Below are 11772 nucleotides of genomic sequence, written 5' to 3' on the forward strand. Positions count from 1 at the left end.
CATGGTCGACCACCCCAACGCCGCCCTGATGGAGAAGGTGTACGCGGCCTTCGGTTCCGGTGACGTGGAGACGGCGGGCACCTACTGGCACGAGGACTCGGTGCACCACTACCCGGGCGACAACCCGCTCTCGGGCGAGCACCACGGCATCGCGGAGTCCACCGCGTTCGCCAACAAGATGTTCGAGCTCACGAACGGCAACCTGCACATGGAGGTCCGGGAGATCGGCGCGAGTGACAACCACGCGTTCGCGATCCTGCACACCCGCTACGAGCGCAAGGGCCGGGTGCTGGAGATGCCGTTCATCAACGTCGCGCGCATCGTCGACGGGAAGATCAAGGAGTTCTGGACCTATCCGAACGACGTGTACGCGGTCGACGAGTTCTGGAACGCGTGAGCCCCATGAGGATCATCGCTGTTGGCGCGAGCGTCACCGGCCTCGCCGCGGCGGCCACGCTCGCCGACGCCGGGCACGAGGTGCTGCTGGTCGAACGCGACGCCGCCACCCCACCGTCCACACTGGACGAAGCGGCGGACGGATGGGCGCGGCCGACCGTGCCGCAGGCCGCGCACTCGCACGCGTTCGGCTCGCGCGGGGTGAACCTGCTGCGCGACCGGCTGCCCGACGTGTACGACGCGCTGGTCGCGGCCGGCGCCGGCAGAGTCAACCTGGCCGACTTCCCGCCGCCGAGCCTGGGCGACGTCGAGCGCGTGCCGTCCGACGACGAGCTGAACATGCTCACCGTCCGCCGCTCGGTGTTCGAGTGGGTGCTGCGTGACCGCGCGCTGTCACGGGCGGGCGTGTCCGTGCGCCACGGTGCCACCGTGCGCGGGCTGGTCGTCGACGGCGAGCGGGTCACCGGGGTGCGTCTCGACGACGGCACCGAGCTGACCGCCGACCTCGTACTCGACGCGAGCGGCCGCAAGACCGCCGCGGCGCGGTGGCTCGGCTCGGCCGGGCTGCCGGTGCCCGAGCAGACCAGCGAGAGCTGCCGGATCACGTACTACACCCGGTACTACCGGCGGCTCTCGCCGGCGCCGCCCGGCCCGCTGAACCGCGGGTTCGGTGCCGGCGGGCTGTGGGACAGCTACACGGCGGTGCTGTTCCTCGGCGACGGGGACACGTTCTCCCTCTCGATCGGTGTCCTGCCCGACGACGCGGAGCTGAAGGCGCTGCGCACCGAGGAGGTGTTCACCGCGGCGATCGCGGCGACGCCCCTGCTCGCCGGTTGGGTCGCGCCCGGCAACTCCGAGCCGATCTCCCCGGTGTACGCGATGGGCGGGCTGGACAACAGCTCGCGGCTGGCCGACCCCGACGGCGACCCGCCGGTCGGGTTCTACGGCATCGGTGACTCGGTGTGCACCACGAACCCGGCGTACGGGCGCGGGGTGTCGCTCGCGCTGGCGCACGTGTTCGAGCTGGTCGACCTGCTCGCGGCCCACCCGTCGGTGGACCGCGAGCAGGCGGCGGCGTTCGCGGGTGCCAGCAGGGCGCTGCTCGCCCCGTGGCTGCACGAGTCGATCGCCAACGACCGCGGCCGGGCCGGGCTGTGGGCGGCGACGGTCGCCGGTGAGCGACCGCAGCCGCCACCGCCGGGCGTGGTCACCTTCGGCGCCGTCGTCGCGGCGTCCACACAGGACGCCGAGGTCTGGCGCCGGGTGGCGCAGGTGATGATGACGCTGCGCTCCCCCGCGAAGCTGTACGCGAACGACGAGATCGCGCAGCGGATCGGCCGTGCGCTCGGAGGTGGCCCGCCGCCACAGCTGCCGGGCGCGAGCCGCGCGGACCTGGTCGCCGCCGTCCGCGCCGCGACCGAGGGCCGCCAGGCCGCCTGACCCCGCGAGTCCAACGTTCGAGACCCGCGTGTCCAACGTTCGGAACCCGCGTGTCCAACGTTCGGAACCCGCGTGTCCAACGTTCGGAACCCGCGTGTCCAACGTTCGGAACCCGCGTGTCCAACGTTCGGAACCCGCGTGTCCAACGTTCGAGACCTGCGAGTTCAACGTTCGGGCCGTGCCCGAGTGTCGAACTCGCCGGTCGGGACGGTTGGACTCGCGGGTCGGGACGGTTGGACTCGCGGGTCGGGACGGTTGGACTCGCGGGTCGGGACGGTTGGACTCGCGGGTCGGGACGGTTGGACTCGCGGTGGTGGTGGGAGGAGGAGTTGTGCGGGTGGCGGTTTTTGGGGCTACCGGGGGGACTGGGCTCGCGGTGGTCGGGCAGGCGCTTGCGGCGGGGGACAAGGTGAGCGCGCTGGTTCGGCGGCCTGAGGGGCTCGGCGCACTCGCGGAGCGGGTCACGGTGGTGGCCGGTGACGTGCTGGACCCGGCGGACGTGGCGCGGGCGGTGGCCGGCTCGGACGTGGTGATCTCCGCGCTGGGCATCGGCATGCACCGCCACGCCACCACGGTCTACTCGCGGGGCACGGCCAACATCCTCGACGCCATGCGCACCGAGGGCACTCGCCGGCTGCTCGTGGTGTCCACGTCCTCGCTGGAGCTCCCGAGCCCGCGCCGGTTCGCCGAGTGGGCGCTCGCGCGGTTCGTGCTGCACAACGTCCTGCGCAAGCCCTACGCGGACATGGCGGTGATGGAGCGGCACGTGCGGGAGAGCGACGCGGACTGGACCCTGGTGCGCGCGGCCCGGCTGACCAAGGGGAAGGTGACCGGCCGCTACCGGACCGCCCACGACGAGAAACCGTGTGGCTGCTGGTCGATCTCCCGCGCGGACGTCGCCCATTTCATGCTGACCCACGCCGGGGATCCGGACACATTCCGCCGGGTCGTCGAAATCGCTTACTGAAACACACGATTGCCGCATTCGGGACGACTCGTCGCGAATGCGGCAATCGTGTGTTTCAGCCCTGCTGCTTGAAGTTGGGCGGCATGGACGGCGGCGGGCCGAGCGGGCCGGACAGCTGGAGGTTGGCGATCACCCAGCCGGCGTCCCGCCTGACCGCGACCAGCGTGAGCCGGAACTGGCCGCCGGTGTCGTTGCCCGCAAACGTGGTCTCCTGCTTCTGCACGCCGACCACCACGGCGGTGTCGCCGTACGCCCGCACCTGCGCGTCCACCACCTCGAACTCGGAGTTCTTCAGCTCGCCGCCCCGGTAGCGGCCGGTCCACCGCTGCTTGGTCAGCACGAAGCCGAGGGGCCCGATCCCGGTGAAGTCGTCGGCGAGCAACCCGCCGAGCGCGTCCGCGTCCTCGTTCAGCTCGGCGGTGGCCCAGCGCTTGACGAGGTCGAGGACTTCCTGCTCGCTCATCGCACATGCTCCCAATCGGTTTTCGGTGTCCGCGAACAACCACCATTGAACCAGCCCCCGCGGTCATTTCGACCATGCGCTGGAAGCGTTCTCGAGCGGTTTCCGAGAAATACCGCCCTAGAGTTGACTATTGCCCATATTCCACTGCTGGCACGCGGAGGGCCGCGCACATGACCGCAACAGTTTCCGCTCCCACCGTCAGGGCCGCCGGCGAACAGGGACCCTCGCTCGTCTGGTCCGCGATCATCTCGGCCGGCCTGTTCGCCGTCAGCCTGGTCATCGGCGCGGTCTTCGGCGGAGCGGTGTACTCCTCGCCGTTCGTCGACGACGCCACGATCCAGCGGTACTACGCCGACCACGCCACGCTCGTGCAGTGGATCGCGTTCTTCCAGTTCGCCGCCGCGATCGCGTTGGCGGTGTTCGTCGCGGCCCTGTGGGCACGGCTGCGCGCGCTCGCGCCCGAGCAGGCCGGGCTCACCTACACCGCGGTCGCCGGGGGTGTCGCGGCCGCGCTGTTCCTCGCGCTCAACGCGGTCGTCCAGTGGTCTGTGTCGCACCCGCTGGTCATCGAGTCCGCGCCGGTCCGCCGCGGGCTGCACTACCTGTACTTCGCCCTCGGCGGCTTCGCGTACGTCGCGGCGATCGGGCTGTGCGTGGCCGCGGTGAGCCTGGTCGCGCTGCGCGCGCGGCTGCTGCCCGGCTGGTTCAACGCCGCCAGCCTGGTCGTCGCCGGGCTCGGCCTCGCCTCGACGCTGACGTTCGTCACCGAGTCGACCACGCTGCTCATCCCGCTCGGCCGGTTCCCGGCGCTGCTCTGGCAGCTCGCGCTCGCGTACCTGCTGCCGAAGGCCGTGCGGGACGTACGCGCGGCGGGCTGATCGAGGGCACGGTTCCCAGCCCGGCCAGGATCGCAGGCCGATGGCGCGGGGACGACCGTGGACGAGAGTCTCTCCTGGGTCCTTGGCTTCGTGGCGGAGCCGCTCGTCTCCAGGAGGACGGAACACATGGCAACCTCGAACGGAGCGGATCGGCAGCCCGACGGCGGCGAGTTGATCGCGATCGTCGGCATGGGCTGCCGGTTACCGGGCGGGGTCGACTCGCCCGCGGAGTTCTGGAAGTCCCTTGTGGACGGCGTGGACGCGATCTCCGAGGTGCCGCCGGGCCGGTGGGAGTACTACGAGTCCGGCAGCGCGGAGGACGCCGCCGCGGTGCGCGGGACCAGCCGGCTCGGCGGCTTCGTGTCCGATGTGGACGGATTTGACGCCGCGTTCTTCGGCATCTCGCCGCGTGAGGCGGCGCTGATGGACCCGCAGCAGCGGATCGCGCTGGAGGTGAGCTGGGAGGCGCTCGAGCACGCGGGCATCGTGCCCTCGGCGCTCGCCGGCTCGGACGCGGGCGTCTACATCGGCGTCAACACCGACGACCACGGGCGCAAGCTGCTCGAGGACCTGCCGCGCATCGAGGCGTGGACCGGGATCGGGTCGTCCATGTGCGCGGTGGCCAACCGGGTCTCCTACGCGCTGGACCTGCGCGGGCCGAGCATGGTGGTGGACACCGCGTGCTCGTCCTCGCTGGTCGCGCTGCACCTGGCCGCGCAGGCGCTGCGGGCCGGCGAGGTGCCGGTGGCCATCGCGGGCGGCGTCATGCTGATGGTCGCGCCCGGGCTCACCATGGTGATGGACTCCGCCGGCGCGCTCGCCCCGGACGGGCGGTCCAAGTCGTTCGACGCGTCCGCCGACGGCTACGGCCGCGGCGAGGGCTGCGGGATCGTCGTGCTCAAGCGGCTCTCCGACGCGCGCCGCGACGGCGACCGGGTGCTCGCGGTCGTCCGCGGCAGCGCGGTCAGCCAGGACGGCAGGACCGACGGGATCATGGCGCCGAGCGGCGAGGCGCAGGACTACGTGCTGCGCCAGGCGTGCCGGCAGGCCGGCGTGGCGTCGGAGTCGGTGGACTACGTCGAGGCGCACGGCACCGGCACCCGGGCCGGCGACCCGATCGAGGCGGGCGCGCTCGCCGCGGTCTACGGCACCGGCCGGCCCGCGGACCGGCCCTGCCTGATCGGCTCGGTCAAGACCAACATCGGTCACCTGGAGGCCGCGTCCGGCATCGCCGGCGTGCTCAAGGCGGTGCTCGCCATCGAGCACGCGGCCATCCCGCCGAGCCTCAACTTCGAGGACCCCAACCCCGACATCCCGTGGGCGTCGTCGGGCCTGCGGGTGGTCACCGAGCTGACCCCGTGGCCGAGCACCGGGGGTTCGCGCCGCGTGGGCGTGTCCGGGTACGGCTACGGCGGCACGATCGCCCACGTCGTGCTCGAGCAGGCTCCGGCGATGGAGACCGTGCGCACGGCCCTGGACCGGGGCACGGCGCTGCGCGTGTACCCGCTCTCCGGTGGCTCGCCGGAGGCCGTGCGGGACTACGCCGCCTCGCTCGCCGAGTGGCTGACCACCGACGGCCCGCGGACCACCGGCGCCGAGCTCGCCGACGTCGCGTACACGCTGACCCGGCGCCGCTCGCACCTGACCCACCGCACCGCGATCGTCGCCGCCGGGCAGGCGGAGCTGGTCACCCGGCTGCGCCAGGCCGCCGCGGACGAGCGGGTCGACGGGCTGGTGGCCGGCCGGGCGCTGGCGGGCGCGGCGCGCGGTGCGGTGTGGGTGTTCTCGGGGCACGGCTCGCAGTGGATCGGCATGGGCCGCGAGCTGCTGGCCACCGAGCCGGCGTTCGGCCGGGTGCTCGACGAGCTGGAGCCGGTCTGCCTGGAGGAGCTGGGTGTCTCGCCACGCAAGGCGCTGCTCGAGGGCGACCTGCGCGACACCGACCGCATCCAGATGCTGATCTACGCGATGCAGGTGGCGCTCGCCGAGGTGTGGTACGCGCGTGGGCTGCGGCCGGCCGCGGTGATCGGCCACTCGGTCGGCGAGATCGCGGCCGCGGTGGTGGCCCGCGTGCTCGACGTCGCGGATGGGGCGCGGCTCATCTGCCGCCGCTCCACGCTGCTGCGCAAGGTCGCCGGCAACGGCGGCATGGCCATGGTCAACCTGCCCTTCGCCGAGGTGGCGGCGCGGCTCGCCGGGCACGAGGGCGTCTGCGCGGCCATCTTCGCCGCGCCGCGCTCGACGGTCATCGCCGGTGACGCGGTCGCGGTCGACGCCGTGGTGCGCCAGTGGAGCGCGGACCCGGCCACGGTCATCCAGCGCGTCAACTCCGACGTCGCGTTCCACAGCCACCACATGGACCAGCTCGTCGACGACCTCGCGCTGGCGGCGGCGGACCTGACGCACCACGAGCCCGCGCTGCCGGTCTACTCGACCTCGCACGAGGACCCGAAGACCGACGTCGCGCGCGACGGCGCGTACTGGGCGGGGAACCTGCGCAACCCGGTGCGCTTCGCCGATGCCGTCAGCGCCGCCGTCGCCGACGGCTACCGGGCGTTCGTGGAGATCTCCGCACACCCGGTGGTGGCCTACTCGATCAACGAGGTGCTCACCGCCGAGCGGGTCGACGACGCGGTCGTCACGCACACGCTGCGCCGCAACCGGCCCGAGCAGGCCACCCTGCTCGCGAGCCTCGCCACCCTGCACTGCCACGGGGTGCCGGTGGACTGGTCGGCCGGCGACGCCGGTGGGCGGCTGGTGTCGCTGCCGACCACCGCCTGGCAGCACCGCGAGTACAAGGTCGCCGGGCCGAGCCGGGCGGAGTCCCGCTCGCGGCTGCACGACGTCGACAGCCACACGCTGCTCGGCTCCCCGCTGACCGTCAACGGCACCTCGACCGTCCGGGTGTGGCAGACCTGGCTGGACCGGTCGAGCCGGCCCTACCCGGGGGACCACCCGGTGCAGGGCACCGAGATCATCCCGGCCGCGGTGCTGCTCAACACGTTCTTCGCGGCGGCGGGCGGGCACGTGCTCACCGACGTGTCGCTGCGGGTGCCGGTGTCCGTCGCGGCCGCGCGCGAGCTGCAGGTGGTGCACATGGACGGCACGCTGCGGCTGTGCTCGCGGCTGGCGGCGAGCCATGACGCACCCACCGACGCGCCCGCCGACGGTCCGGACGAGCTGGACGCGGGGCCCGCGGGGGGCTGGCTCACCCACACCACCGCGGGCGTGCCGGCCATCGCCGATGTGTCCGGTGTGGACACGATCCCGGTCGCGGAGCTGCGCAACCGGTGCACCGAGCGACTCGACGCCGAGTTCGTGATCGACCGGCTGGCCTCGATCGGCGTGGCCGCGATGGGCTTCCCGTGGAAGATCAACCGGATCCGGCGCGGCCGCGACGAGCTGTTCGTCCGCGTGGTCGGCGATCCGGACGGCACGCTGCCGGAGAGCTGGGCGTCCATTTTGGACGCCGCGTTGTCCGCGGCCTCCGTCGTGTTCTCCGGCCCGGCCGTGCTGCGCATGCCCGCGCACCTCCGCCAGGTCTCGATCGGCGGCCGGCCGCCGGCGGACGCGGTGATCAGCGTGCGCGTCCAGCCGGGCTCCACCGACACCGTCGACGTGCTCGTCGCGAACCCCGAGGGCACGGTCGTGGCGCGGCTGGACGGCCTGCGCTACGGCGTGCTCGACGGCGACATCGGCGCCCCGGCGAGCCCCCGCCGGCTGGTGCACGAGATCGTGTGGCGCAAGCTCGACCTGCCCAGGCGGGTGCGCGGCGGGCTCGCCCGCGTCGTGTTCGTCGGCGACGCGGAGCTGGCCGCCGAGCTGGGCGGCTCGCTCGCCGAGTCCGGTGTGGACTGGGTGGCGGTCGCCGGGCCGGAGGCGCTGGCGGGCCTGCGGGACCGGATCACCCCGAACACCGCCGTGCTGGTCGTGCCGGCGTCCGCGGGGGACGGGCCGTGGCCGGGCGCGCTCGACGCGACCTGGCTCGTGACCCGCACGGCGCAGGAACTGTCCACCTGGGAGCCGAAGGCTCAGCCGAAGCTGTGGTGCCTGACCCGGGGCGTGCGCGAGGCGCAGCGGCTGGCCGCGGTCGCGGAGTCGGCGCTGTGGGGGCTCGGCCGGGTGCTCTCCGGCGAGTACCCGGACCTGTGGGGCGGCGTCGTGGACCTGTCCGCCGACGACCCGCTCGCGGGCATCGCCGCGCTGCGCAAGGTGCTCGCCGCGCAGCCGGCCGACGACGTCGTCACCATCCGGCGTGCGGGTGCCGAGGTCGCCCGACTGACCACTATGGACGGTTCACCGGCCAGGCGGCCGGTGGTGTGCCGGCCGGGCGGCACGTACCTGATCACCGGCGGGCTCGGCGTGCTGGGCCTGGAGGTCGCCGGCTGGCTCGCGGGCCGGGGCGCGCGCCGGCTGGTGCTGGCCGGGCGCCGGGCGCTGCCACCGCGCGGCACGTGGGACCGGGTCGACCCGGTCACCGACCCCGAGTCGGTGGCGCGCATCGAGGCGGTGCGGGCACTCGAGGCGGCCGGCGTCACGGTGGTCACGCTCGCGCTGGACGTGAGCGACCGCGAGCAGGCCGAGAAGCTGCGGTTGCTCGGCGACCTCGGGCTGCCGCCCATCCGCGGGATCGTGCACGCGGCCGGCGTGCTGGACAACCGGATGGCCGCGGACGTCGACGAGGAGTCGCTGGCGAGGGTCATGGCGCCCAAGGTGCTCGGCGCACAGGTGCTGCACGAGCTGTTCCCGCCCGGCAGCGTGGACTTCTTCACGCTGTTCTCCTCCGCCGGCCCGCTGCTCGGCCTGCCCGGCCAGACCAGCTACGCGGCGGGCAACGCGGTGCTCGACGCGCTCGCCGCGCACCGGCGGGCGGGGGGCCACCGGGACACGATCAGCTTCGGGTGGACCTCGTGGCGCGGGCTGGGCATGTCGACCTCGTCGGAGGCCATCGACGCGGAGCTGTCCGCCCGGGGCACCGCGGACATCACCGCCGCGGAGGCGTTCCGGTCGTGGGAGCACGCCGAGCGGCACGACGTGGCGCACGTCGCGGTGCTGCGGACGATCCCGCTGCTGGCGGGCATGCGCCGCCCGCCGCTGCTGTCCGAGCTGACCGCGGAGGAGCCGGTGGCGGCCCAGCCCGCGCACACCGCGCCGTGGGCCGGGCTGCACGGCGAGGAGCTGCGCGAGTACCTGCTCGCCGAGGTGTCCGCGGAGGTCGCGGGCGAGATGAGGCTCGCGGTCGAGGAGCTCGACACCCGGCGGCCGCTGATCGAGATGGGCCTCGACTCGGTGATGACGCAGATCGTCCGGGCCCGGCTGGAGCGGCGGTTCCGCATCAGCCTGCCGGCGACGCTGCTGTGGAACCGGCCGACCGTGCAGGCGATCGGCGACTTCGTGGCCGAGCTGCTCGCGGCCGAGCAGGGCGCGGCCGAGCCGGCCGCCGAACCCGGGGGCGGCGCGGAGGCGCTGCGGCCGCCCGCCGTCGCGGCCTGACCCTGCCGTGACCGCTCCGACGCTGTGAGGAGGAATCGTGAAGCGTGACGGCGTGACCCCATGGCCGGCGGACGTGGCCGACCGGTACCGGCGCGAGGGCTACTGGCGGGGCAGGCCGCTGGGCCACTGGATGTGGACCTGGGCCGAGGAGCGCGGCGACCGGATCGCAGTCGTCGACGGCGACCGCGTGCTCCGCTACCGCGAGCTGGCCGAGCACGCGGACGCGCTCGCCGACCACCTGCACGACCTCGGGCTGCGCGACGGGGACAACATCCTCGTGCAGCTGCCGAACAGCGGGGAGTTCCTGGCGCTGTTCCTCGCCTGCCAGCGCATCGGGGTCGCGCCGGTACTCGCGTTGCTGGCCCACCGCGAGCACGAGCTGCGGTACCTGGCCGAGCTGGCCGACGTCAAGGCGATCGTCGTACCGGACGGGTGGCAGAAGTTCGACCACCAGCGGCTCGCGCTCGACCTCGCCGCGTCGCTCGAGGGTTCGTGCCCGGTCGTCGTGCTCGGCGAGCGGGTGGCGGAGTCCGCGGTCGACCTGCGCATGCTGCTGGAGCGCTGGCAGGACCCGGCCCGGCTGCGCGCCCGGCTCGACGCGAGCGCGCCGAACCCCGGCGAGGTGGCGCTGTTCCTGCTGTCCGGCGGCACGACCGGCACCCCGAAGATCATCGCCCGCACGCACGACGACTACGAGTACAACGCTCGGCAGAGCGGCCTGGTGTGCGGGTTCGGTCCGGACACGGTCTACCTCGTGACGCTGCCGATGGGGCACAACTTCCCGCTCGGCTCGCCGGGCATCCTGGCCACGCTGATCCACGGCGGCCGGGTGGTGATGACCCGCTCGCCCAAGCCGGAGGTGGCGTTCGGCCTGATCGAGCGGGAGCGGGTGACGGCGACCTCGCTGGTGCCGGCCATCGCGCAGCGTTGGGTGGAGGCCGCCCCCGGCTCGGCGCACGACCTGTCCTCGCTGCGGCTGGTCCAGGTCGGCGGGTCGGTGCTGGACCCGGCGTTCGCCGCACGGGTCGGCCCGGCGCTGGGCGCCACGCTGCAGCAGGTGTACGGCATGGCCGAGGGGCTGCTGAACTACACCCGCCTGGACGACCCGGCCGACGTGATCAACCGCACCCAGGGCCGGCCCATCTGCCCGGACGACGAGATCCTGATCGTCGACGAGGCCGGCGAGCGGGTGCCCACCGGCGGCACCGGCGAGCTGTTGACCCGCGGGCCGTACACGCCGCGCGGCTACTTCCGCGCCCCGGAGCACAACGCGATCGCCTTCACCCCCGACGGCTGGTACCGCAGCGGCGACCTGGTGCGGTGGGACGCGAGTGGGAACCTCGTCGTGGAGGGGCGGGTCAAGGACCTCATCAACCGCGGCGGCGAGAAGATCTCCGCGCCCGAGGTCGAGGCGGTCGTCGACACGCTGCTGGAGGTGCGCCGCGCCACGGCGATCGCGCTGCCGGACCCGGAGTACGGCGAGCAGGTGTGCGTCTGCGTGGTGCTCCACAGTGGACAGAAGCTGACCCTGGAGCGGGTGCGCGCGCTGTTCACCGAGCGCGGTGTGGCGAGGTTCAAGCACCCGCAGCGGCTGGAGGTCGTGGCGGAGCTCCCGCTGACCCCGGTCGGCAAGGTGGACAAGAAGGCACTGCGCGCGCTGATCCTGGCCCGCGACTCGGCCCCCGGCCAGGCCGCTTGAGTGCCAGGAAGGACGCCTTCCGGACGCTGGACGTCCGGAAGGCGTCCTTCCAGGCTATTTGCCGACGACCTCGCGCAGCTCCTTCAGCTGCTCGGGGCCCGCCGCGCACGGGGCGAGGATGACCTCCGAGCAGCCCTGCTCCGCCAGCGCGTCCACAGTGGAGCGGAGCTTCGCCTCGCCCACCGCGGCGTTGCGCAGCACGAGCTGGGCGTAGGGCGGGGCGAAGCCGTAGTAGTCGGACAGGTACCGGTCGGCCAGCTCCTCGGCCTGGGGGCCCAGCGCGTAGTAGGTCAGCGACACGAGCCGGGGCTCGCCCTCGCGGCCCGCCTCGGCCCACGCGGCCCGCAACGCCGCCGCGCCGTGCCGGAACATGTCGACCCCGCCGCCTCCGGAGATCCAGCCGTCGGCGACCCGGGCCGCCCGCGCGATCGCCGCC

Annotated in this window: 8 protein-coding genes; 6 read left to right on the top strand and 2 right to left on the bottom strand. The window is 73.6% G+C overall.

Annotated elements, in window-relative coordinates:
* Position 1: 1 nt before the first annotated feature.
* From ACRDTB_RS24115 to ACRDTB_RS24125, 3 genes are all read left to right on the top strand, one after another.
* Entirely contained in the window at positions 2–397 is a 396-nt protein-coding gene (locus tag ACRDTB_RS24115) for a nuclear transport factor 2 family protein (protein ID WP_431433777.1), read from the top strand.
* Between the two features lie 5 nt (positions 398–402).
* A complete protein-coding gene (locus tag ACRDTB_RS24120; protein WP_431433792.1) occupies positions 403–1836 on the top strand; it encodes a tryptophan 7-halogenase in 1434 nt (477 codons plus the stop codon).
* A 337-nt stretch (positions 1837–2173) separates the two neighbouring features.
* On the top strand, positions 2174–2803 hold the full coding sequence (locus ACRDTB_RS24125) for an NAD(P)-dependent oxidoreductase (protein WP_431433779.1): 630 nt from the start codon (positions 2174–2176) through the stop codon (positions 2801–2803).
* Between the two features lie 55 nt (positions 2804–2858).
* Here ACRDTB_RS24125 and ACRDTB_RS24130 read toward each other — a convergent pair whose 3' ends face one another.
* A complete protein-coding gene (locus ACRDTB_RS24130) occupies positions 2859–3266 on the bottom strand; it encodes a nuclear transport factor 2 family protein (RefSeq protein WP_431433781.1) in 408 nt (135 codons plus the stop codon).
* A gap of 170 nt (positions 3267–3436) precedes the next feature.
* Here ACRDTB_RS24130 and ACRDTB_RS24135 point away from each other — a divergent pair, with 170 nt between their 5' ends.
* From ACRDTB_RS24135 to ACRDTB_RS24145, 3 genes are all read left to right on the top strand, one after another.
* A complete protein-coding gene (locus tag ACRDTB_RS24135; protein ID WP_431433783.1) occupies positions 3437–4144 on the top strand; it encodes a hypothetical protein in 708 nt (235 codons plus the stop codon).
* Between the two features lie 126 nt (positions 4145–4270).
* Positions 4271–9637 (top strand): type I polyketide synthase, encoded by a 5367-nt coding sequence (locus tag ACRDTB_RS24140; protein ID WP_431433784.1) that lies wholly within the window; start codon positions 4271–4273, stop codon positions 9635–9637.
* Positions 9638–9674: 37 nt separating this feature from the next.
* A complete protein-coding gene (locus tag ACRDTB_RS24145) occupies positions 9675–11336 on the top strand; it encodes a (2,3-dihydroxybenzoyl)adenylate synthase (RefSeq protein WP_431433786.1) in 1662 nt (553 codons plus the stop codon).
* A gap of 54 nt (positions 11337–11390) precedes the next feature.
* Here ACRDTB_RS24145 and ACRDTB_RS24150 read toward each other — a convergent pair.
* On the bottom strand, positions 11391–11772 hold a 382-nt coding region (locus ACRDTB_RS24150), incomplete at its 5' end, for an LLM class flavin-dependent oxidoreductase (protein WP_431433788.1).

This window comes from Actinophytocola sp., assembly GCF_050699935.1.
Taxonomy (GTDB): Bacteria; Actinomycetota; Actinomycetes; order Mycobacteriales; family Pseudonocardiaceae; genus Actinophytocola.

What these genes read in the sequence shown, in the direction of transcription:
- ACRDTB_RS24115 (WP_431433777.1), top strand. Translation starts at nt 2, where the DNA reads ATGGTCGACCACCCCAACGCCGCCCTGATGGAGAAGGTGTACGCGGCC.
- ACRDTB_RS24120 (WP_431433792.1), top strand. Translation starts at nt 403, where the DNA reads ATGAGGATCATCGCTGTTGGCGCGAGCGTCACCGGCCTCGCCGCGGCG.
- ACRDTB_RS24130 (WP_431433781.1), bottom strand. Translation starts at nt 3,266, where the DNA reads ATGAGCGAGCAGGAAGTCCTCGACCTCGTCAAGCGCTGGGCCACCGCC.
- ACRDTB_RS24135 (WP_431433783.1), top strand. Translation starts at nt 3,437, where the DNA reads ATGACCGCAACAGTTTCCGCTCCCACCGTCAGGGCCGCCGGCGAACAG.
- ACRDTB_RS24140 (WP_431433784.1), top strand. Translation starts at nt 4,271, where the DNA reads ATGGCAACCTCGAACGGAGCGGATCGGCAGCCCGACGGCGGCGAGTTG.